Genomic DNA, 19,119 nt, shown 5'->3' with positions numbered 1-19,119 from the left:
CGCATGGTTAACGCGCCATCCACCTCCGCGCCCGAGCGCCGCGAACGGAGCCGCCGGAGTCCGGCGGCGTCGCACGTCCCGACGCTCGGCGCGGCGAACCTCAATCCGTTCGGCGATCTCCACGCGCTGGAGCATCTGTCGGCGCGGATGGCGCGGTCGATGCGGCAGGTGTTCGAACCGCTGCTGCGCCGGGGCGTGCGCAGCTGGGCCGAGCCGGTCGAGGTGGATCGATTCGCGGGCTATATCGCCGCGCGGCGCAAGGACCGGCTGACCGGCTGGGTGCCGCTTACGCTGTCGACCGGGGGAAGCCCGGCGATCATCGTGTTGGACGGCGCGTTCCTGCTCGAAGTGCTCGATATCTTCTTCGGCGGGTTCGGCGAGGCCCCCTCCCCGCTGCCGATCGAGTTTTCCCCGGCGGCCGAGGCGATGCTGCGCCGGCTGGCAGGCGCGATCGCCCAGCCGCTGAGCGAGGCGTGGGGACCGCTGGCGGGCATCAGCTTCGAACCGGGCAACCCCGAATCGAACGCGGCGATGATGGGCGCGATCGATGGCGAGGACGCGGTGATCGCGACCCGGTTCGGCATCGCGGCGGGCGATGCGGAGCCGACCTTCATCGATATCCTCTATCCCGTCGCCGCGCTGAAGCCCCATGCGCCGCAGCTGTCGACCAAGGTCCATGGCAAGAGCGCGCCCGATCCCAAATGGCTGTCGGGCCTGACCCGTGCGGTCATGTCGGTGAAGCTGCCGGTGCGATCGGTGCTGGCCGAACCGGTCGTGTCGCTCGCCATGCTGCTGGAGCTGAAGGAAGGCGACACCATCCCGATCAGCTTCGGCCCGCAGGTGCCGGTATGGGTATCCAACCGGCGGCTGGGCACCGGCACGGTCGGCACCGCCAACGGACAGGCCGCGATCAAGCTCAACACCATCGACCCCGGTTTCGAAGAGGAATTCCAATGAACGAGATGACCGGCGGCTTCCCCGCCGAAGCGTCGCTCGCCGCCAATTTCAAGCTGTTGCAGGATGTCGACGTCCGCCTGACCGTCGAGATCGGGTCGACGCAGCTCACCTTGCGCGAACTGCTGGCGCTGAGCGAATCGAGCGTGATCGAGCTGGACCGCGCCGCCAACGAACTGCTCGACGTGTTCGTCAACGGCACGCTGATCGGGCGCGGCGAGGTGGTGACCGTCGGCGACCGCTTCGGCGTGCGCATGACCGAACTGGTCAGCCCGGACAAGCGGGTCAGCCGCTGATGATGTGGTCGTACATCCTGAAGCTGGTCATCCTGCTGCCGCTGGTCTGCGGGCTGATGATCGGCTGTCTGTATCTGTGGCGTCGGCTGGAAGCCCGGATGCCGGGCAATCAGGGCGAACGGCTGGTCAAGGTACGCGAGACGATGATGGTGTCGACCGGTACCAAGCTGGCCGTGCTGGAATTCGACGACCGGCTGCTGCTGGTATCGGTCGGCCGTAACGGGGTCACGCTGCTGGACCGGGGCGACAAGTGAATTTCGCGGGGGGGAAGATCGCGCCGGTCCTGGCGCGGATGCGGTATCGCCCGTCGCCGATCGCCGCCGCGCGCCGGCGGACGATGGCGACCGTGCCGGCACACACGGTGAAGGTCCGTCGCCCGGCGCGCACGCTGCCGCACTGGCGGTTCGAAGTCGCGCTGGCGGTGGTGGGCATCTTGCTGATGCTGTTCCTCGCCATGCCGGCAATGGCGCAGGGAGCGCCCGCCGCGCCTGCGCCGACGCCGGGGGCGGCCGATGCGCTCGACCGGGCGCTGGGGCAACTGGGCGGGGCGAACGACGCGCCGATGGCGCTGTCGCTGCAGATCCTCATCATCATGGGGCTGTTGTCGGTCCTGCCCGGCATATTGCTGATGATGACCAGCTTCACCCGGATCATCATCGTGCTGGCGGTGCTGCGCCAGGCGCTGGGCCTGCAACAGACGCCGCCCAACCAGGTGCTGATCGGCCTGTCGCTGTTCCTGTCGCTGTTCGTCATGTCGCCGGTGATCGGCCGCATCAACGAGACGGCGATCAAGCCCTATGCCGCCGGGCAGATCACATCGACGCAGATGATCGAGGCGGCCAGCCTGCCGCTCCATTCGTTCATGCTGAAGCAGACCCGGACCAAGGACGTGACGATGTTCGCGCAGATGGCCAAGATCGGCCCGATCGCGACGCCGGCCGACACGCCGTTCACCATCCTGCTGCCCGCCTTCGTCACATCGGAACTCAAGACCGCGTTCCAGATCGCCTTCCTGATCTTCCTGCCGTTCATCGTCATCGATCTGGTGGTCGCGACGGTGCTCATGTCGCTCGGCATGATGATGCTGTCGCCGACGATCATCTCGCTGCCGTTCAAACTGCTGCTGTTCGTGCTGGTCGATGGCTGGGCGCTGACGATGGGCAGCCTTGCCGCCTCTTTCGGGACGTAACGCCATGGTCGACGCAGGCTATTTCATGACCGTCGCGCGCGAGGCGATGTGGGTGCTGGCGCTGGTCGCGGCACCCATCCTGATTCCGGCGCTGTTGTCGGGTCTGATCCTCGGCATGATCCAGGCGGCGACGTCGATCAACGAACAGACGCTTTCGTTCGTGCCGAAGCTGGCGGTGGTCGGCATCAGCCTGGCAGTGTTCGGGGGGATGATCCTCGGGCTGCTCAGCGATTTCACGACGAGCATCTTCGAGCGGATTCCGGATCTGGTTCGGTGACGTTTGCGCGCTCTCCTTCCGTCATTCCGGCGGAGGCCGGAATCCATGGATGCAGGGACGTTTGCGGTCACTCGACGGCGCGGGACACAATGGATTCTGGCCGTCGCCGGAATGACGGGTTTGGTGAGGCGGCTCGCCTGCCCTCAAATAGCCGTACCCCGGCGGAGGCCGGGGTGCGCTTCAAGGGCGATACCTACCGTTGGCGTACCCCCGCCTACGCGGCGACACGGGTGCGCGCTTGGATGGCGTCGGGGGCATCCTCTCCATGCTAGGCTTCGGCCTCGCCGTCGAGCCACAGCTGTGGGCGCTGCTGTTCACCATGGTCCGCATCGGGGCGGCGTTCATCGTCGCGCCGCTGTTCGGCGCGGTGGCGATGCCGGTGCAGGTGCGGGTGCTGCTGTCGGGGGCGATCGCGGTGCTGGTGCTGAAGGCGCAGCCCTTCGCCATCCCGACCGAAGTCTTTTCGCTGACCACCTTCCTCAGCATCGCCGCCGAGGGGCTGGTCGGCCTCGCCATCGGCCTCGTCCTCCAGATCGCGTTCGCCGCACCCGTCATCGCCGCCGAGATCATCGGCATCTCGATGGGCATCGGGTTCGCGGCGATGGTCGATCCGCAGAACGGCGCGCAAAGCCCGGCGCTCGGCACCTTTTTGTCGGTACTGCTGACGCTGCTGTTCCTTTCGCTCGACGGGCATCTGCTGCTGATCGACCTGATCGTGCGCTCCTATGAGCTGTTGCCGCCGGGTGCCGCGTGGCTGTCGCCCGCCAAGCTGGAGAATATCGCGATCTTCGGCGGCTATGCGTTCCTGTCGGGGTTGCTCCTCGCCCTGCCCGTTGGCTTCCTGCTGCTGTGCCTCAACCTCGTCATGGGGATGCTGTCGCGCTCGGCGCCCGCGCTCAACCTGTTCGCGGTCGGCCTGCCCGCCAGCCTGTTCGTCGGGGTCGTCGCCTTGTTCGTCGCCTTGCCGGCGATGACCGACTATATGCTGGTCATCGTGCAGGAGGCGCTGGACGCCGCCAATACGCTGGTGCTGGGAGGCGTGCGGTGAGCGAGGACAAAACCGAAAGCCCAACCCAGAAGCGCCTCGACAAGGCGCGCGAAGACGGCGACATCCTCAAGTCCAAGGAACTGGGCGCGGCGCTCGTCATCCTGGCCGGCTGTGCATGGCTCGCGCTGCTCGGCCCCTCGCTGGTGGGCGCCTGCAAGGCGATCATGACCGCCAGTTTCAGTTTCGGCCGCGCCGATGTGGAGGATTTCCAGCCCTGGCGCCCGCTGGTCGAGGCGGGGTGGAAATTGCTGCCGTCGCTGGGCGGTATCCTCGCGCTCGCCGTCTCGGCCAGCATCCTTGCGCAGGCGGGGCTGACCGGCATCCGCTTCAACGGCGGCGCGCTGGCGCCCAAGGGATCGCGGATCAACCCGGCATCGGGGATGAAGCGCATCTTCGGCACACAGGGCTGGATCGAACTCGGCAAGTCGCTGCTGAAGGTCGTCCTGCTCGGCGCCATCGGCTATGTCATGCTGAAGAAAGCGGCCGTCAGCTCGGTGGGCCTCGTGTCGTCGAATGTCGACCAGGCGGTCGGCGATCTCGGCGGCACGTTCCTGACGCTGCTGTTCGTGATGGCGGGCGGACTGGTGCTGATCGCGGGCCTCGACGTGCCGCTGGCGATCTTCCAGCGGATGCAGCGCCTGCAGATGACCAAGCAGGAAGTGCGCGACGAGCATAAGGAAAGCGATGGCGATCCGCATGTGAAGGCGCAGATCCGCCAACGCCGCCACGAGATCCTGAAGGGCGGCTTCCGGCAGGCGGTGGGCGAGGCGCAGGTCGTTCTGACCAACCCGACGCACTTCGCGGTCGCGCTGCGCTACGACCATGGCCGCGACCAGGTGCCGGTGGTGGTGGCCAAGGGACGCGGGGCGACCGCCCTCGCCATTCGCGAGCTGGCGGCGGAGGCCAAGGTGCCGATGCTTGAATATCCGCAGCTCGCCCGCGCCGTCTATTACACCAGCCGCCAGGGGCAGGAGATCCGCGACGACCTGTACCTTGCGATCGCCACCGTCCTCGCCTTCGTCATGGGGGTCAACCGGCAGGCGGGCGGCATCCAGCCGCCGGTGACCGTGCCGCCCGAGGCGCGCTATGACGAGAACGGCAATCTTGCGGTAAAAAACCCCTAAAGATTCAGGCCACGGTGCCGTTCGATGGGGGAGACGGACCGGGGACCCACGATGGCGATCACGACGAGCAGTGCGACGGCCACCGCCACCACGGCCAAGACGACGACCACGACCAAGGCGACCACCCCCAACCTCGCCAACGCATTGGGCGCGGGATCGGGCGTCGACACCGCCGCGCTGGTCAAGAGCCTGGTCGAGGCGCAGTTCGCCAACAAGAACGCCCGGCTGACCCGGCAGGCCGAAACGCTGACCGCGCAGGTGTCCGCCGTGTCCGAACTGAAATCGGGCATCACCGGATTTGCCAGCGCGCTCACCACCCTGTCCGAAAGCGGCGGGCTGACCACCCAGCTGACCAGCAGCAGCGCGGCGGTGAAGGTGTCGACCGCCAAGGGTGCGACGGTCGCAAGCCTGAACGCCAGCGTCAGCGTCGCCCGGCTCGCCACGCCGCAGGTCGCAGTGACCAAGGAATCGTTCAGCACCACCGGATCGGTCGGCACCGGCACGCTCCAGCTGAAACTGGGCAGCGTGAAGGAGGACGGCACCTTCGCCGCGAACGGCACGACCATCCCGCCGATCACCATCACGTCGAGCGACGCGGCGTCGCTGCAGAAGGTCGCCGACAAGATCACCGCCGCCAAGGCGGGCGTCACCGCCAGCGTCGTGACCGACGCCAATGGCCAGCGGCTCGTGCTGCGCAGCACCGATGGCGCGAACCAGGCATTCACCCTGACCGCGACACCCGACAGCGGCAGCGTCTCGCCGGGCCTCGAACGGCTGAACGTCGATTTCGACAGCAGCACGACCGATGGTGCCGAAGTGGTGACCCGGGCGGGCAACGCGGTGTTCAGCATCGACGGCGTGCCGATGGTCAGCGCGTCCAACAAGATCACCGGCGCGGACGGCGTCACGCTGGAATTGAAGGCGGTGACGACCGATGGCCCGGTGACGCTGAGTTCGTCCAAGCCGACCGAGGCGCTGACCGAAGCGGTGAACAATGTCGTCGCGGCATATAACGAGATGCTGGCGTCGGTGAACAAGGCGACCGATGCGATCACCGGCGACCTGCGCGCCGACCCGGCGGCGCAGGCGATGAAGCGGTCGTTGCAGAAGCTGACCAGCGCCGACCTGACCGGCAAGACCGACGGCACCCCGACCACGCTGGCGGCGATCGGCGTGGCGACGAACAATGACGGGACGCTGCGGGTCGACAAGACGCTGCTCGCCTCCGCCATCGCCAACAATCCCGATGCGGTCGAGGCGATGTTCGCCGCCGCGACCGGCAGCGACGGCACCACCGGCAAGAGCCTGCCCGCCGCGCTCAACCGGATCGCGGCCACCGCCAAGAGCACCACGCTGGGGCTGGGCGCCAGCGACAAGCGCTATGCCGAGGCGCAGGGCGCGCTCGCCAAGGAACAGGCCAAGGTCGCCGAACAGACCGAGGCGACCTCCACCCGCATGACGCAGCAATTCGCGGCGTCGGAAGCGCGGGTCGCCGCGTACAAGGCACAGCAGACCTTCATGGAAAACCAGATCAAGATGTGGACGCGGAGCGAATAATGACCCGCTATGCCACCGCTCTGGCGGGCGATCCCGCCCAGACCTATCGCTCGGTCGACCTGGCCGCCCGCACCGGCGGCGCCGATCCGCATGCTTTGGTGTCGCTGCTGTACGAGGAAGCGATCCGCGCGCTGCGCTCCGCCGCCTGGGCGACCAATAATCGCCAATATGCGATGAAGGGCGAACGGGTGACCCGCGCGACCGCGATCCTGTTCGCGCTCGAAGCCGGCCTGGATTACGAAAAGGGCGGCGACCTGTCGCAGACGCTGTCGCGGCTCTACACCGGCCTGCGCGAGCAGATCGTCAATGCGAGCATCGGGCAGGATGCCCAGCCGTTCCTGAACGCCGCCGCGTCGCTGACCGACATTGCCGAGGCGTGGGAAGCGGTCCGGCCGCGATAGGGCGGACGGCTCGGATCGCAACGTTCTTGGTCACCCCGGACTTGATCCGGGGTCCCGCTATCGGTCACCCGCAGAAGAAGAAGCGGGACCCCGGGTCAAGCCCGGGGTGACGTTTTGGCAGGCGGTGGCACTCGCATCCCTCCCCGACCGCCCCTTCTCAACGGTGGCATCGCGCCCCGTGATCCGCTAGCGGTGCGCGCATGAAGCAACCGCATATCGTCGCGCTGGGGGGCACGCTGCGCCCGACTTCGGGCACCGCCGCCGCGCTGGAACGGGCGCTGACCCATGCCAAGGCGCTGGGCGCGCGCACCACGCTGCTGACCGGGCCGGCGATCGACTTCCCGAACTACGAACCCGAGGCGGCAGGCGGCAATCCGCGCATCCAGTCGTTCCTGCGCGCGCTGCGCGATGCCGACGGGATCATCATCGGGTCGCCGGGCTATCACGGGACGCTGTCGGGGCTGGTGAAGAACGCGCTGGACCATGTCGAACTGCTGCGCCGCGACGACCGCGTCTATTTCGACGGGATGCCGGTCGGCATCGTCGCGACGGCGGCCGGGTGGCAGGCAGCGGTGGCGACGATGACCACCCTGCGCACCGTCGCCCACGCGCTGCGCGGCTGGCCGACGCCGGTCGGGGTGGCGATCAACACCGTCGAGGACGGCGCGATCGACAAGGCCGACGGGCAGCTGCGGCTGATGGTCGAGCAGATGATCGGCTTCGTGGCGCGGTAGGGCGCTTTTTCTTGTTACCCCGGACTTGTTCCGGGGCCCACCGCAAGAATAAGGAAGTCGTTCATGGTCGAACGCCTACCTTGCGTCTATATTCTCGCCAGCGCCCGAAATGGAACGCTCTACACCGAGGTCACGTCCGACTTGGTGCGCCGGATAGCGCAGCATCGCGAAGGCACTTTTGGCGGGTTTACTGCCGAGAAAAACATCAAACGGCTCGTCTATTGGGAAATCGCCGCCACGATGGAAGCTGCCATCTATCGTGAGAAAACTGTCAAACGGTGGCGGCGGGACTGGAAGCGCAACCTGATCGAACGGGACAACCCCGCTTGGAACGACCTTGCGATAGGATTGGGCTTCGAACCCCTGCCATCGCCCAGCCGCCCGGTGGACCCCGGAACAAGTCCGGGGTGACGTAGTGGGTGGCGCAACGGTTGCCCTACCGCCCGATCCAGTGTTTCCGGACGAACCACGCCACGATCCCTGCGCTCATCGCCACGCACAGACCGACGACCCCGGCGAACGCCCAGGGTTCGTCGGCAAAGGGGATCCCCTTCACGTTCATGCCGAGCAGGCCGGTCAGAAAGGTCAGCGGCAGGAACACCATCGCCACGATCGCGATCTGGAGCGAGCGCTGGTCGAGCTGTTCGGCGCGCAGGTCGGTCAGCGTTTCGTGGACCAGCGCGGCGCGTTCGCGGATCGAATCGACCTCCTCTGCCATGCGCGCGGCGCGGTCGGCGGCGGCGGCGAGGTGGAGGCGGTCGTCGGCCTGCAGCCAGTCGCCGGGCAGTTGCCCCAGCTTTTCGAGCGCCGAACGCTGCGGCACGAGGAAGCGGCGATAGCCAATCGCGCGGACGCGGGTATGGGTGACGGCACGGCGCTGTTCGAAGATGCGGGTGGGGTCCAGCGCCTCCTCGCATTCGTCGAGCGTGTCGCCGAGATCGGCGATCAGCGGGTCGAGCTGTTCGGTGATCGCGCTGGCGAAGGCGACGATCAGGTCGCCGGGATCGGCCACCTCGCCACGCTCGACCCGGTCGACGACGGTGTGGAACGCGGTCAGCTTGCGCCGGGTGACCGAATGGACGCGGCCCGCGCTGGCATAGAGGCGGACCGAGGCGAGCGGATCGGCGCTGCTGAGCACATCGTCGGACAGGCCGCGCAGGTTGACGAACGCCCCCTTGCCGATCGCATCGCAGCGCGGGCGGGTCTCGACCGCGGTCAGCGGGTCGATGACGTAATCGGGCAGATGGGCATGGTCGCGCAGCCATTTGGCGACCACCTCCCCCTCGCCATGCAGATGGATCCAGGTGAAGCCGCCGGTCGCATCGACCGCCGCCAGCGGATCGATCGGCGTCGCCCGCCCGCCCTCGATATGCCACGCGCGACAGGTCATGCGAGGTCGATCGTCAGGCCGGGAAGCGGATCGGCGGGCAGCGGCCCCATGATCCGCACCGCATCGGCGCGGGCGCGGTCGAGGATCGCTGCGGGAACGTCCGCAGTGTGGTGGATGCGGTCGGCCTGCCCCAGCCAGCGGGCTTCGCGTAAGCTCAGATCGTCGGGATCGGGCGAGCGCAGGCGAATTGTCTCGACGCGGCCGGCGACCGGGGCGGCGCCGTCGAGCCACCGTTCGACCGCATCGTCGGGATGCGGGATCATCGGGTCGAGCGGACCATTTGCGGCGATGGCAGCACCAATGGCGCGACGGCGGTCGCCTCCGTCGGGGAAGCGCGTGCGCAGGGCGGCGCGGGCGGCGCCCAGCCCTTCGGCCAGTCGCCCGACCCCGGCGGGCAGGATCGCTTCCAGCCGCTGGCGGATCGCCGCCGCCAGCCCCGCCGACACGCCGCCGGTCGATATCGCGATCAGGATCGGCGAACGGTCGACGATCGCCGGCAGGGTGAAGTCGCAATCGGCCAGGCGATCGACCGCGTTGACGAGGATGCCGCGGGCCTTCAGCGCATCGATCGCGGTGCGCGCTTCGCCGTCATCCTCGACGGCGACGACGGCAATGCGGGCGTCGGCGGCATCGGCGACGACGGTCAGGCCGGTGCGTTCGAGCAGGCGGCGCTTGGCATCGGCCGCCTCACCCTCCCCCACCAGGATCACGCTGCGCCCGGCGGTGCGCAGCAGGATCGGCAGCCCGTTCACAACCAGGGCGGCAGGCGGTCGGCCTGGGCCAGCGCCTCGATCGGGGGACGTTCGCGCACCACCGCGAACCGGTCGCCGGCCACCAGTACCTCGGGCACCAAAGCGCGTGAGTTGTAGGTCGAGGCCATGGTCGCGCCGTAAGCGCCGGCGGTCATGAACGCGACCAGATCGTCGGCGGCCACCACGTCCATCTCGCGGCCCAGGGCAAAGGTATCGCCGGTCTCGCACACCGGGCCGACGATGTTGGTCACCGCCCGCTCGCCGGTCGGGGTCACCGCGCGGATGTCGTGATAGGCGTCGTAGAGGCTGGGGCGCAGCAGGTCGTTCATCGCCGCGTCGACGACGACGAACGGCGCGGTCGCGCCCTGCTTCACGCGGATGACGCGCGACACCAGCACGCCGGCATTGGCGACGATCAGCCGGCCGGGTTCGAACATCAGCCGCGCATCCCAGCCGGCGGTCGCGCGGGCGACCATCGCGCCGTATTCGGCCGGGCTGGGCGGCAGCGGCCTGGCGGGGTCGTAGGGGACGCCGAGGCCACCACCGAGATCGGCGTGGGTGATGTCGTGCCCCGCGGCGCGAAGGTCGCGGATCAGCGCACCGACCCGGCCGAACGCGGCTTCGAGCGGCAGCAGGTCGGTCAGCTGGCTGCCGATATGCACCGCGACGCCGCGTACCCTGATCCCCGGCAGCGATGCGGCATGGGCATAGGCGGCGGGGGCGGCGTGATAGTCGATGCCGAACTTGTTCTCCTTGCCGCCGGTCGAGATCTTCGCATGGGTGCCGGCTATCACGTCGGGGTTCACGCGGATGGCGATCTGCGCGACCTTGCCCAGCCGGGTCGCCACCGCCGACAGCATGTCGAGTTCGGGTTCGGATTCGATGTTGAACTGGCCGATGCCGGCGTTCAGCGCCTGCGCCATTTCGTCCGCGGTCTTGCCGACGCCGGAGAATACGACCTTGTTGGGGTCCATGCCGGCGTCGAGCGCGCGGTACAGCTCGCCGCCCGACACCACGTCCGCGCCCATGCCGGCGCGGGCAAGCGTGGCCAGCACCGCCTTGTTCGGATTGGCCTTCACCGCGAAGGCGACCAGCGGTTCGCCCTTGCCGAGGCCCGCGACGGCATCGCGGAACACATGGACATGCCGTTCGAGCGTCGCTGTCGAATAGACATAGACCGGCGTGCCGACCGCATCTGCGATGGCGGGCAGGCTGACATCCTCGGCATGGAGCGTGCCGTCGCGAAGGGTGAAATTATCCATGACTGGCCCTTTAGAACGACGGGGGCGGGTTGAGAATGGGTCCCCGCTCGTCATTCCCGCGAAGGCGGGAATCCATAGACGCAGGCTTTGGCGACTCCATCGCGCGGGTAGCGTGTATGGACCCCCGCCTGCGCGGGGGTGACGATGGAGCGCGTGGTCAGCGTGGCGGCAGAGCGAAGGGATCGTCGCCGCGCGCCTTCGATTCGGTCAGCAATTCGTCGCTGCGCGACGGCCGCTGCTGCGTCGTCGGGTCGAGCAGTTCGGCCGGGGTCGGCGTCGCGGTCGCGCCATAGGGCGCGGGCGGCAGCGACGCATTCTCGCGCGGGCGCAGGTCGCTGCGCTGGCCACAGCCGGCGAGGGCCAGCGTGACGACGGCGAGGGCGAGCGCGCGGCTCACCCCTGCCCCCGCGCGGCGGCGATGGCTTCGCGGACCCGATCGGGCGCGGTGCCGCCGAAGCTCTTGCGGCTGGCGACCGAGGCATCGACGCTCAGCACGTCGAAGATGCCGGCATGGATGCGGTCGTCGATGCCGGTCAGGTCGTCGATGGTCAGGCCGTCCAAGCGACAGCCCTTTTCCTCAGCCAGCTTGACCGCGCGGCCGGTGATGTGATGCGCCTCGCGGAACGGCACGCCCGCTTCGCGCACCAGCCAGTCGGCCAGATCGGTCGCGGTCGAAAAGCCGGTTTCGGCCGCCGCGCGCATGCGATCGGGGCGGAAGGTCGCGCTTTCGACCATGCCGGTCATCGCCGCGATCGACAGCGCCAGCAGATCGGTCGCCTCGAACACCGGCGGCTTGTCGTCCTGCATGTCCTTGGAATAGGCGAGCGGCAGGCCCTTCATCGTCACCATCAGCGACGTCATGCAGCCCATGATCCGCCCGCTATGCCCGCGCACCAGCTCGGCGGCGTCGGGGTTGCGCTTTTGCGGCATGATCGAGCTGCCGGTCGACCATTGGTCGCTCAAGGACACGAAGCCGAACATCTGCGACGCCCAGATCACGAACTCTTCCGCCAGGCGCGACAGGTGCAGGGAGCATTGTACGGCGGCGGTCAGATATTCGATCGCGAAGTCGCGGTCGGACACCGAATCAAGCGAATTAACCGTCGGCCCGGCAAAGCCCAGCGCCTTGGCCGTCGCATGGCGATCGAGCGGGAAGCCGGTCCCGGCCAGCGCCGCCGATCCGAGCGGGTTGTAGTTGAGCCGCGCGCGGCAATCGGCAAAGCGCCCGCGATCGCGCGCGATCATGCTGTGATAGGCCATCAGGTGATGGCCGAGCGTTACCGGCTGCGCGACCTGAAGGTGCGTGAAGCCGGGCATGACGGTGGCGGCATGTTCCTCGGCGCGCACCAGCAGCGCGGCCTGCAACTGGCCCAGCGCCGCATCGACCGCATCGATCGCATCGCGGGTCCACAGGCGGAAATCGGTCGCGACCTGATCGTTGCGCGAGCGCGCGGTATGCAGCCGCCCGGCGACCGGACCGATCTTTTCGGCCAGCCGCGCCTCGGTCAGCATGTGAATATCTTCGAGCGTCAGATCGTCGGGCACGCCCTGTTCGGCATAGTCCGCCGCGACCGCGTCCAGTCCGTCGAGGATCTTCGCGACATCGGCCTGGTCGACGATGCCCTGCGCGCCCAGCATCGTTGCGTGCGCCTTGGACCCGGCGATATCCTGTCGCCACATCCGCTTGTCGAAGGGGATCGAGGCGTTTATCTCACGCATCACCGCCGACGGGCCTTCGGCGAAGCGCCCGCCCCACATGCTGTTGGAGCCTTCCATGCGCCCGGTAATCGCGCTTCTCCTTGGACTGAGCCTGTTCGTCGGCGCTTGCGATAAGCGAGCGGCCGCGCCGGAGCAAGCGGCTGCGGAAGGCGACGGCACCGTGCCCGACGTCGATACGCCCGCCAACGACGCCGCGCCCGAAGCGGCGGGCAAGATCGACCGCAGCCACAAGGGCGAGGCGATGCCGGCGTTCGCCTTTCAGGACGGCGCAGGCAAGCCGGTGACACTGGCCGATTTTCGGGGGAAGCCGGTGCTGATGAACCTGTGGGCGACGTGGTGCGCGCCGTGCGTGCGCGAGATGCCGACGCTGGATGCGCTGGCGGCGCGGGAGAAGGCGTCGCTGCACGTGCTGACCGTGTCGCAGGACATGGAGCCCGGGAAGGTGCAGCCGTTCCTGACCGAGCGAAAGCTGGCGAACCTGGTTGCCTATCGTGATCCGGAGCTGCAATTCTCGACCGGCATGGGCGTCAGCCTGCCGACGACGATCCTGTATGATGCGTCGGGCAAGGAATTGTGGCGGGTCACCGGGGGGATGGACTGGGCCGGGGCGAACGCGGCGAAGCTGATCGGCGAGGCACGAGGGTAAGCTACCGGCCTATCTCGTCACCCCGGACTTGACCCGAGGCCCCGCTTTCTACTGACCGCCGCAACAGAAGAAGCGGGACCCCGGATCAAGTCCGGGGTGACGGTTAGAGGGCGGCTTGCTCACCGATCCGGCGCACGTTCTGCGGGCGGCACCCCTGCCCCCTCGCCCGGTGCGTCGTCGTCGAAATTCTCGCCCTGTGCGCCGCCGCCGGCATTGGCGCCGCTGCCATGGACCTCGCCATCGGGGCCGATCGAGGCGCGGTGGCCGGCCTCGGGCGGGATTTCGCGGCCGTCGTCGGATGGCACGAAGCCGGGAGCACCGGCTTCGGCGGCGGCCTGTCGTGCCTGCCGCTCGCGGTCATATTCCTGGCCCGAATAGCCAATCGGGTTGTCGAAGGCGTTGAGCGGCTCGGTCCGCTTCGGATCGACCTGGGGATGCGCGGGGGTGTCGGCCATGGTGGTTCTCCTTGGCCAATATAACCGCTGCGGGTCAGCCGGCGTTCCCCGGCTCGTCCCGCGGTTCGAACCGGTTGCGCAGGCGCAGGCCGATGAACAGCATCGTCGGCCAGAACATCGTGTTGACGATATCGAGCAGCGTATCGTCCCAGCGCCACGACCCGTAATGCAGCCGGTCGAGCACCTCGTTGGCCAGTTCGGCCAGCGCCACCACCGCCAGCGGCACCGGTGTCGACAGGCGATACCCGGTCAGCACGCGGGTGGTCAGCAGCACCGCCATGCCGGCATGGACGTGCAACAGGCTGTCCGCCATGCCGGTGCCATCGCCGATTTCCTGAATCAGCTGTGCGTATAATGCGGGAATATCCATGCGGCTACGCGATGGACCAGCGTCGCGCGTACCTCAAGCGGCATCAGTCGCGGTTGAGCCAGACGGTGATTTCGGGATCGAGCACCGCCATCACGAAATAGGCCCCGGCCTGCTTCGTCCGCGTCCACCAGCCGGCGCGCGCGCGGTTCAATTCGCGCGTCACCCGCTGCGACTGCGCGACCTCCCGGTCCATATAGGCGCGCAGATGGGCAGCGAAGGCGGCATCCTCGACCCGCAGCATCAGTTCCATGTTCAGGAACATCGAACGCATGTCGAAATTGGCCGATCCGATATGCACCGCATCGTCGGCGACAAACAATTTGGTGTGCAGCTTGGTCGGGCGATATTCATAGAGTTCGGCGCCATGGCGCAGCAGGCTGCGATAGGTGAAGCGCGCCGCCAGCAGCGCGATGGCATGATCGGTCTTGGCCGGCACCACGATGCGCAGCCGCGTCCGCCGCGCCGCCCGGTCCAGCCGGCGGGTCATCAGCGGGCCGGGCGCGAAATAGGCGGCGATCATGTCGATCCGCTCGCTATGGCGGATTTCGTACTTCACCATTCGCGCCCAGGGCGACAGCCGCCGCGACGGCCCGCCGAGCAGCCAGCGGATCGGGCCGCTATCCTCGCTCCATTCGTTCAGCAGGCGCGACAATTTGCGAAGCGGCGCGCCGGGCAGCGCGGTCCATGCCTTCAGCGCATCAAAATAACCGGCCAGCCGCCCGGCGGCGGGATCTTCGACGATCAGCCCCAGGTCGCGCCACGCCTGATCCTCGATAGTGCCGAAATAGGCGTCCTCGATATTGAAACCGCCGACGATCACCCGTGCGTCGTCGGCCAGCGCCAGCTTCTGGTGATTGCGCAGCAGATAGCGCCGGCCGATGCGCGGCACGAACACGCAGACATCGCCGCCCGCCGCGCGCAGCGGTTCGAAGAAACGGCGATTGGCTGCCGCCTCCGCACCCAGCCCGTCGACGATCAGCGACACCTGTACCCCGCGCCTGGCGGCATCGACCAGCGCATCGCGGACGCGGACGCCGGACGCATCCTCTTCCCAGATATAGAACAGGAAGCGCAGCGAATGGCGCGCGCCGTCGATCAGCGCCAGCAGCGCGGACAGCCGCTCCGGCCCTTCCGTCAACAGCGTCAGCCGGTTTCCGGCGACGGTGAAGGTCGGCTCCTGGCCGTCGTGCATGCCCGCTCCCATCCGTTGCCATGGCGTAACGGCCGGGCGGCACCCAAGTTTCATTGACTTTCCGCCCGTCCCCGCGTAGGCAGCGGGCTTTCCGATACCCTCCGTTTTGCAAGGAAGGCGTTTCATGGCGCGCGTCACCGTCGAGGATTGCGTCGACAAGATCCCCAACCGTTTCGACCTGGTGTTGATGGCCGCCCAGCGCGCCCGCCAGATTTCGGGCGGTGCCGAACTCACCCTCGATCGCGACCGCGACAAGAACCCGGTCGTGGCGCTGCGTGAAATCGCCGAGGAAAACATCACGCCGGACCATCTGCGCGAGGCGGTGATCACCTCGATGCAGAAGGTGCAGATCGACGATGAGGAAGCACCGGACGAACTGGGCTCGCTGGCCGCATCGGCAGAGGCGCTCCGCCTCACCGCCGCCGCCCCGCCGCGCAACCAGAATGTCGGTGGGGATTATGACGGCTGAGGCTGTCGGGTCTTTCTGATGCGAAGAGGGCGGTCCTGCGGGGCCGCCCTTTTGCTATGCGGTCGAACGGATGCTGGTGCGATAGGCGTCGGCCAGCGACATGCCCGAGTCACCGGCGCGATAGCCGGCGAGCAACGCGTCGCGCCGTTGTTCGGGCGTGCCGTGAAAACTCGGATTGTTGAAATCATAGCTGCCGAATTCGAACATCGTCGCAGCGGACGATGCCAGATCGACGCTCAACCGCCGCCCCTGTCGCTTGCCCGCTTCGCAGGCGAGCGACCATCCGGCAAGAAAATCGGCTTCCAGTTCGATTTCGGGGCATTTGCCGCCACGACGCTGGCGGAACTGGTAGGCATGGGCATATTCGTGCGCGACGATGACCATGATCGCGGCGAACGCCGCGTTGCCGCGCTGGAGTTGCTGAGCCAGCAGGCGGCGACCGAACACCACCGTCCCGTCGACATCGGCGCGGTTGCCGAACAAGGGAAACGGCGTGGCGAACGCATTGGGGCTTTTGCCGTCGTCGAAGAAGCCGAAGCGCGGCTTCACCCCGAACCAGTCCTCGCCCGCGAACGAGCACTGCGCAAAATATCGCTCCAGCACGAGCGCGGCACGCGATGCCGCCTCGTCATCGGGGTCGGCGTCCAGGTCCTCGCTGATCCGCCATTGTTGAGCGAATTGCCGCGCTTCCGCCAGGTTCATGCCGCAGCCACCGACCGGCACGTCGACCCGCGTCGTGGGTGCCGCACCCGCACCGCTGTTCGGCCATTGCGCATGCACCGCGCATCCCAGTCCCGATCCGCATAGGGCAAGCCCGCCGACGACTGTCCGCCGCGCGATCATCGCCGCCGCTCCACGCGGAACTGCACGCTGGCCGCGCCGGAACGCGGGCTCTGGCGCGCCTCGACGGTGACCTTCGTCATGGTTCGCGACAGCCACAATTCCCACAGAAAGGTCACGCCGCGCGCGGTCGGGGACCGCATGTCGGCCAGCGGACCGGACGGCGAATCCAGACCATGCCAGGCGCACCATCGCAGCTTGTCCGCCATCGTGCGGGCGGTGGCATTGGCGGTCGCGGTGTCGGCAACCGCCCATTTGCAAGCGAATTCCAGATCCTGTTCGGTCCAGGGCCGGATGCTGCATTCATCGGCGCCTGGCAGAGTGATGAGCGAGACCCATTCGTCGTCATCGGTGCGCCACGCGCCCTTGATCGGCGCGAAACCCTGCCCGCTGGCGGCGACGATGCCGAAAATGTCGCGGCAATAGGGATCGGCTCGGACGCGGTCGGCGTCGCTCCCCGCCTGCCCCGCCATGGCGACCATGCCCACAAGCGCCCACCAGCCCATCGAGCAACCTCCCCCGAAGCCGTCGCCATCCTATCGGACGGCTAGGGGATCGTCCATCATTCGTCGGACGGACGTTTTGTCGATTCTTCGCTCTCCCGCCGCCCCTTGAAGTTCGTCGCAATGACGTACCATTCCGACGAATCCTTGCGGCTGGCCGGGGGCTTGGCGTGCTTCACCGTCTGGAAATTGCGCTTCAGCTCCGCGACCAGTTCGTTGTCGGCACCGCCCGCCAGTACCTTCGCCACGAAATCGCCGCCGGGACGCAGCACTTCGCAGGCGAACATCACCGCCGCCTCGACCAGCGCCATGGTGCGCAGGTGATCGGTCTGCGGATGGCCGACCGTATTGGCCGCCATGTCGGAGAGGACGAGGTCCGCCTCGCCGCCCAATTCCTCGCGCAGGCGGTCGGGCGCATGATCGGCGAGGAAGTCCATCTGCAGGATCGTCACGCCATCGATTGGATCGACCGGCAACAGGTCGATGCCGACCACGGTGCATTCCGGCCGCACCTTGCGCACGACCTGGGTCCAGCCGCCCGGCGCGATGCCGAGGTCGACGACGCGCTTGACGCCGCGCAGCAGCTTGAAGCGTTCGTCCAGCTCGATCAGCTTGTACGCCGCGCGGCTGCGATAGCCTTCCGCGCGTGCTTTCTTCACATAGGGGTCGTTGAGCTGACGCTCCAGCCAGCGCGTCGACTGGGCCGAGCGCGAGCGGGCGGTGCGTACACGTTGGCGTCCGGGGGGGCTTCCGCGGGTCATCGGGTTCCTGCCATCAATCGGCGCAGGATTCCTTCGCGAATCCCACGGTCGGCGACCCCTAGCCGCTCGGCGGGCCAGAGCGCCAGAATCGTTTCGAGGATCGCGCAACCCGCGACCACCAGATCGGCGCGTTCGCTGCCGATGCACGGCACCGTGCCGCGTTCGGCCAGGCTCATGCCGGCCAGCCGCTGGCTGACCGCCAGCATCGATTCGGCCGGCACGATCAGCCCGTCGATCTGCGAGCGGTCATAGGATGCGAGGCCGAGATGCACGCTGGCGAGCGTCGTCACCGTCCCGCTGGTGCCGAGCAGCCGGCGCGGCTCGGTCGTCTGCGGCAGCCGCTTGGCGAACGGTGCGAAGCTTTCGGTCACGCAGGCGCGCATCCGGGCATAGGCGCCCGACGCCATCGGTGCTTCCTTGCCCGCGCCCAGGCTCTCGGTCAGCGACACCACGCCCCAGGGTGCGGAATGCCAGTCGAGCACGCGCGGCACCGGGCCCGATGCGTCGAGCAGCACCAGCTCGGTCGATCCACCGCCGATGTCGAACACCAAAGCCGGCCCGTCCCCCGGTTCGAGCAAGGCATGGCAGCCGAGCACCGCGAGGCGCGCCTCCTCCTCCGCCGTGATGATGTCGAGGTGGATGCCGGTTTCCTCCAGCACCCGTTCGACAAAGGCCGGACCGTTGCTGGCGCGGCGGCATGCCTCGGTCGCGACCGATCGGGCGAGCGTCACGTCGCGGCGCTTGAGCTTCTCGGCGCAGATTTTCAGCGCGGCGACGGTCCGATCCATCGCCGCGTCGGACAGGCGGCCGGTAGCGGCCAGCCCCTCGCCCAGCCGGACGATGCGCGAAAACGCATCGACCACGGCAAAGCCGTCGCCCTGCGGCCGGGCGATCAGCAGCCGGCAGTTGTTGGTGCCAAGGTCGAGCGCGGCGTAATGACGCGCACCCGGCCAGCGCGGCCGCGCCGGCGAAGAGGCTGCCTTTCGAGGAGCGCCACGCGCCCCCCGGTGCGGCAACCGGGCGGAGAGATCCCCCATGCCGTCACTCACTTATGTTCTATCCGTCACGGCCGAACGCCGCTCGGTGCTTGGCCATCAACCTAGCGAAGCCCGCCGTCCGCGACAAGGCATTGCGACGAATCGAACGATTCGGCGTTGACATGGCAAAACAGCCGGCCTAT

The 19,119-nt window shown here is 67.9% G+C and carries 25 protein-coding genes; 13 read left to right on the top strand and 12 right to left on the bottom strand.

Annotation, left to right across the window (positions count from 1 at the left end; all coding sequences use genetic code 11):
- Positions 1–3: 3 nt before the first annotated feature.
- The 11 genes from CA237_RS03920 to CA237_RS03870 all read left to right on the top strand — a co-directional run bounded on the left by CA237_RS03920 (position 4) and on the right by CA237_RS03870 (position 7,991).
- A complete protein-coding gene (locus CA237_RS03920) occupies positions 4–957 on the top strand; it encodes a flagellar motor switch protein FliM (RefSeq protein WP_126013000.1) in 954 nt (317 codons plus the stop codon).
- Positions 954–1,250 (top strand): flagellar motor switch protein FliN, encoded by a 297-nt coding sequence (gene fliN, locus CA237_RS03915; protein ID WP_055758402.1) that lies wholly within the window; start codon positions 954–956, stop codon positions 1,248–1,250. Before CA237_RS03920 ends, fliN begins: the two co-directional genes overlap by 4 nt.
- On the top strand, positions 1,250–1,504 hold the full coding sequence (locus CA237_RS03910; protein ID WP_066693775.1) for a flagellar biosynthetic protein FliO: 255 nt from the start codon (positions 1,250–1,252) through the stop codon (positions 1,502–1,504). The genes fliN and CA237_RS03910 overlap by 1 nt, the downstream gene beginning before the upstream one ends.
- An 83-nt stretch (positions 1,505–1,587) precedes the next feature.
- Positions 1,588–2,439 carry a flagellar type III secretion system pore protein FliP gene (gene fliP / locus CA237_RS03905; RefSeq protein ID WP_084401817.1) on the top strand — a complete coding sequence of 284 codons (852 nt, stop codon included), beginning with the start codon at positions 1,588–1,590 and terminating at the stop codon, positions 2,437–2,439.
- A 4-nt stretch (positions 2,440–2,443) separates the two neighbouring features.
- Positions 2,444–2,716, top strand: coding sequence for a flagellar biosynthesis protein FliQ (fliQ, locus tag CA237_RS03900; RefSeq protein ID WP_055788675.1), 273 nt, complete (start codon positions 2,444–2,446; stop codon positions 2,714–2,716).
- A gap of 265 nt (positions 2,717–2,981) precedes the next feature.
- Complete coding sequence (gene fliR, locus CA237_RS03895; RefSeq protein ID WP_066693777.1) at positions 2,982–3,764, top strand: flagellar biosynthetic protein FliR; 783 nt, start codon at positions 2,982–2,984, stop codon at positions 3,762–3,764.
- Positions 3,761–4,888, top strand: coding sequence for a flagellar type III secretion system protein FlhB (locus tag CA237_RS03890; protein ID WP_126012997.1), 1,128 nt, complete (start codon positions 3,761–3,763; stop codon positions 4,886–4,888). Before fliR ends, CA237_RS03890 begins: the two co-directional genes overlap by 4 nt.
- A 51-nt stretch (positions 4,889–4,939) precedes the next feature.
- Positions 4,940–6,445, top strand: a complete 1,506-nt coding sequence (gene fliD, locus CA237_RS03885) for a flagellar filament capping protein FliD (protein ID WP_066693782.1) — start codon at positions 4,940–4,942, stop codon at positions 6,443–6,445.
- Entirely contained in the window at positions 6,445–6,846 is a 402-nt protein-coding gene (gene fliS / locus CA237_RS03880) for a flagellar export chaperone FliS (protein WP_066693785.1), read from the top strand. Before fliD ends, fliS begins: the two co-directional genes overlap by 1 nt.
- 200 nt (positions 6,847–7,046) lie before the next feature.
- Positions 7,047–7,580 (top strand): NADPH-dependent FMN reductase, encoded by a 534-nt coding sequence (locus CA237_RS03875; protein ID WP_066693788.1) that lies wholly within the window; start codon positions 7,047–7,049, stop codon positions 7,578–7,580.
- Between the two features lie 63 nt (positions 7,581–7,643).
- Complete coding sequence (locus CA237_RS03870; protein WP_084401807.1) at positions 7,644–7,991, top strand: GIY-YIG nuclease family protein; 348 nt, start codon at positions 7,644–7,646, stop codon at positions 7,989–7,991.
- A 25-nt stretch (positions 7,992–8,016) separates the two neighbouring features.
- On the opposite strand, the gene CA237_RS03865 is transcribed toward CA237_RS03870, so the two are convergent.
- From CA237_RS03865 to argH, 5 genes are all read right to left on the bottom strand, one after another.
- Positions 8,017–8,970, bottom strand: a complete 954-nt coding sequence (locus tag CA237_RS03865; protein ID WP_066693790.1) for a zinc transporter ZntB — start codon at positions 8,968–8,970, stop codon at positions 8,017–8,019.
- The gene (locus CA237_RS03860; protein ID WP_066693975.1) at positions 8,967–9,728 is read right to left on the bottom strand and encodes an NAD(P)-dependent oxidoreductase; all 762 of its coding nucleotides are present in this window, start codon (positions 9,726–9,728) and stop codon (positions 8,967–8,969) included. Before CA237_RS03860 ends, CA237_RS03865 begins: the two co-directional genes overlap by 4 nt.
- Complete coding sequence (gene lysA, locus CA237_RS03855; RefSeq protein WP_066693801.1) at positions 9,719–10,984, bottom strand: diaminopimelate decarboxylase; 1,266 nt, start codon at positions 10,982–10,984, stop codon at positions 9,719–9,721. The genes CA237_RS03860 and lysA overlap by 10 nt, the downstream gene beginning before the upstream one ends.
- Before the next feature lie 157 nt (positions 10,985–11,141).
- Positions 11,142–11,381: a lipoprotein gene (locus CA237_RS03850; RefSeq protein ID WP_066693803.1), complete on the bottom strand. Its 240-nt coding sequence runs from the start codon at positions 11,379–11,381 to the stop codon at positions 11,142–11,144.
- On the bottom strand, positions 11,378–12,742 hold the full coding sequence (gene argH, locus CA237_RS03845; protein ID WP_066693805.1) for an argininosuccinate lyase: 1,365 nt from the start codon (positions 12,740–12,742) through the stop codon (positions 11,378–11,380). The genes CA237_RS03850 and argH overlap by 4 nt, the downstream gene beginning before the upstream one ends.
- A 121-nt stretch (positions 12,743–12,863) precedes the next feature.
- Here argH and CA237_RS03840 point away from each other — a divergent pair, with 121 nt between their 5' ends.
- Positions 12,864–13,349 (top strand): TlpA disulfide reductase family protein, encoded by a 486-nt coding sequence (locus CA237_RS03840; RefSeq protein ID WP_332307362.1) that lies wholly within the window; start codon positions 12,864–12,866, stop codon positions 13,347–13,349.
- Between the two features lie 119 nt (positions 13,350–13,468).
- Here the strand turns inward: CA237_RS03840 and CA237_RS03835 are convergent, their stop codons facing one another.
- The 3 genes from CA237_RS03835 to CA237_RS03825 are packed head-to-tail and all read right to left on the bottom strand — an operon-like array spanning position 13,469 to position 15,366.
- Positions 13,469–13,804: a hypothetical protein gene (locus tag CA237_RS03835; RefSeq protein ID WP_066693809.1), complete on the bottom strand. Its 336-nt coding sequence runs from the start codon at positions 13,802–13,804 to the stop codon at positions 13,469–13,471.
- Between the two features lie 34 nt (positions 13,805–13,838).
- Complete coding sequence (locus tag CA237_RS03830; protein WP_066693811.1) at positions 13,839–14,174, bottom strand: hypothetical protein; 336 nt, start codon at positions 14,172–14,174, stop codon at positions 13,839–13,841.
- A 43-nt stretch (positions 14,175–14,217) separates the two neighbouring features.
- The gene (locus CA237_RS03825; RefSeq protein WP_126012993.1) at positions 14,218–15,366 is read right to left on the bottom strand and encodes a phosphatidylserine/phosphatidylglycerophosphate/cardiolipin synthase family protein; all 1,149 of its coding nucleotides are present in this window, start codon (positions 15,364–15,366) and stop codon (positions 14,218–14,220) included.
- A 124-nt stretch (positions 15,367–15,490) separates the two neighbouring features.
- On the opposite strand from CA237_RS03825, the gene rpoZ reads away from it, so the two are divergent.
- Positions 15,491–15,835 (top strand): DNA-directed RNA polymerase subunit omega, encoded by a 345-nt coding sequence (rpoZ, locus tag CA237_RS03820; protein WP_066693817.1) that lies wholly within the window; start codon positions 15,491–15,493, stop codon positions 15,833–15,835.
- A 54-nt stretch (positions 15,836–15,889) separates the two neighbouring features.
- On the opposite strand, the gene CA237_RS03815 is transcribed toward rpoZ, so the two are convergent.
- The 4 genes from CA237_RS03815 to CA237_RS03800 are packed head-to-tail and all read right to left on the bottom strand — an operon-like array spanning position 15,890 to position 18,976.
- Positions 15,890–16,678, bottom strand: coding sequence for a hypothetical protein (locus tag CA237_RS03815; protein ID WP_126012990.1), 789 nt, complete (start codon positions 16,676–16,678; stop codon positions 15,890–15,892).
- Positions 16,675–17,181 carry a hypothetical protein gene (locus CA237_RS03810; RefSeq protein ID WP_066693821.1) on the bottom strand — a complete coding sequence of 169 codons (507 nt, stop codon included), beginning with the start codon at positions 17,179–17,181 and terminating at the stop codon, positions 16,675–16,677. Before CA237_RS03810 ends, CA237_RS03815 begins: the two co-directional genes overlap by 4 nt.
- 56 nt (positions 17,182–17,237) lie before the next feature.
- Complete coding sequence (locus CA237_RS03805) at positions 17,238–17,939, bottom strand: RlmE family RNA methyltransferase (protein ID WP_066693824.1); 702 nt, start codon at positions 17,937–17,939, stop codon at positions 17,238–17,240.
- A complete protein-coding gene (locus CA237_RS03800) occupies positions 17,936–18,976 on the bottom strand; it encodes a Ppx/GppA phosphatase family protein (protein ID WP_066693830.1) in 1,041 nt (346 codons plus the stop codon). The genes CA237_RS03805 and CA237_RS03800 overlap by 4 nt, the downstream gene beginning before the upstream one ends.
- Between the last annotated feature and the right edge of the window lie 143 nt (positions 18,977–19,119).

The sequence above is a fragment of the Sphingomonas sp. ABOLH genome, from assembly GCF_003951715.1.
GTDB lineage: Bacteria > Pseudomonadota > Alphaproteobacteria > Sphingomonadales > Sphingomonadaceae > Sphingomonas > Sphingomonas hankookensis_A.
The sequence above is the reverse complement of the archived record's forward strand: the minus strand, read 5'-3'. Positions and strand labels throughout refer to the sequence as shown.

Coding starts and splice junctions, on each gene's coding strand:
- CA237_RS03920 (WP_126013000.1), top strand. CDS start 4: ATGGTTAACGCGCCATCCACCTCCGCGCCCGAGCGCCGCGAACGGAGC.
- fliP (WP_084401817.1), top strand. CDS start 1,588: ATGGCGACCGTGCCGGCACACACGGTGAAGGTCCGTCGCCCGGCGCGC.
- CA237_RS03870 (WP_084401807.1), top strand. CDS start 7,644: ATGGTCGAACGCCTACCTTGCGTCTATATTCTCGCCAGCGCCCGAAAT.
- argH (WP_066693805.1), bottom strand. CDS start 12,742: ATGTGGGGCGGGCGCTTCGCCGAAGGCCCGTCGGCGGTGATGCGTGAG.
- CA237_RS03910 (WP_066693775.1), top strand. CDS start 1,250: ATGATGTGGTCGTACATCCTGAAGCTGGTCATCCTGCTGCCGCTGGTC.
- CA237_RS03805 (WP_066693824.1), bottom strand. CDS start 17,939: ATGACCCGCGGAAGCCCCCCCGGACGCCAACGTGTACGCACCGCCCGC.
- fliD (WP_066693782.1), top strand. CDS start 4,940: ATGGCGATCACGACGAGCAGTGCGACGGCCACCGCCACCACGGCCAAG.
- rpoZ (WP_066693817.1), top strand. CDS start 15,491: ATGGCGCGCGTCACCGTCGAGGATTGCGTCGACAAGATCCCCAACCGT.
- CA237_RS03825 (WP_126012993.1), bottom strand. CDS start 15,366: ATGCACGACGGCCAGGAGCCGACCTTCACCGTCGCCGGAAACCGGCTG.
- fliQ (WP_055788675.1), top strand. CDS start 2,444: ATGGTCGACGCAGGCTATTTCATGACCGTCGCGCGCGAGGCGATGTGG.
- CA237_RS03810 (WP_066693821.1), bottom strand. CDS start 17,181: ATGGGCTGGTGGGCGCTTGTGGGCATGGTCGCCATGGCGGGGCAGGCG.
- fliN (WP_055758402.1), top strand. CDS start 954: ATGAACGAGATGACCGGCGGCTTCCCCGCCGAAGCGTCGCTCGCCGCC.
- CA237_RS03815 (WP_126012990.1), bottom strand. CDS start 16,678: ATGATCGCGCGGCGGACAGTCGTCGGCGGGCTTGCCCTATGCGGATCG.
- fliS (WP_066693785.1), top strand. CDS start 6,445: ATGACCCGCTATGCCACCGCTCTGGCGGGCGATCCCGCCCAGACCTAT.
- CA237_RS03865 (WP_066693790.1), bottom strand. CDS start 8,970: ATGACCTGTCGCGCGTGGCATATCGAGGGCGGGCGGGCGACGCCGATC.
- fliR (WP_066693777.1), top strand. CDS start 2,982: ATGCTAGGCTTCGGCCTCGCCGTCGAGCCACAGCTGTGGGCGCTGCTG.
- CA237_RS03875 (WP_066693788.1), top strand. CDS start 7,047: ATGAAGCAACCGCATATCGTCGCGCTGGGGGGCACGCTGCGCCCGACT.
- CA237_RS03830 (WP_066693811.1), bottom strand. CDS start 14,174: ATGGATATTCCCGCATTATACGCACAGCTGATTCAGGAAATCGGCGAT.
- CA237_RS03835 (WP_066693809.1), bottom strand. CDS start 13,804: ATGGCCGACACCCCCGCGCATCCCCAGGTCGATCCGAAGCGGACCGAG.
- CA237_RS03800 (WP_066693830.1), bottom strand. CDS start 18,976: ATGGGGGATCTCTCCGCCCGGTTGCCGCACCGGGGGGCGCGTGGCGCT.
- lysA (WP_066693801.1), bottom strand. CDS start 10,984: ATGGATAATTTCACCCTTCGCGACGGCACGCTCCATGCCGAGGATGTC.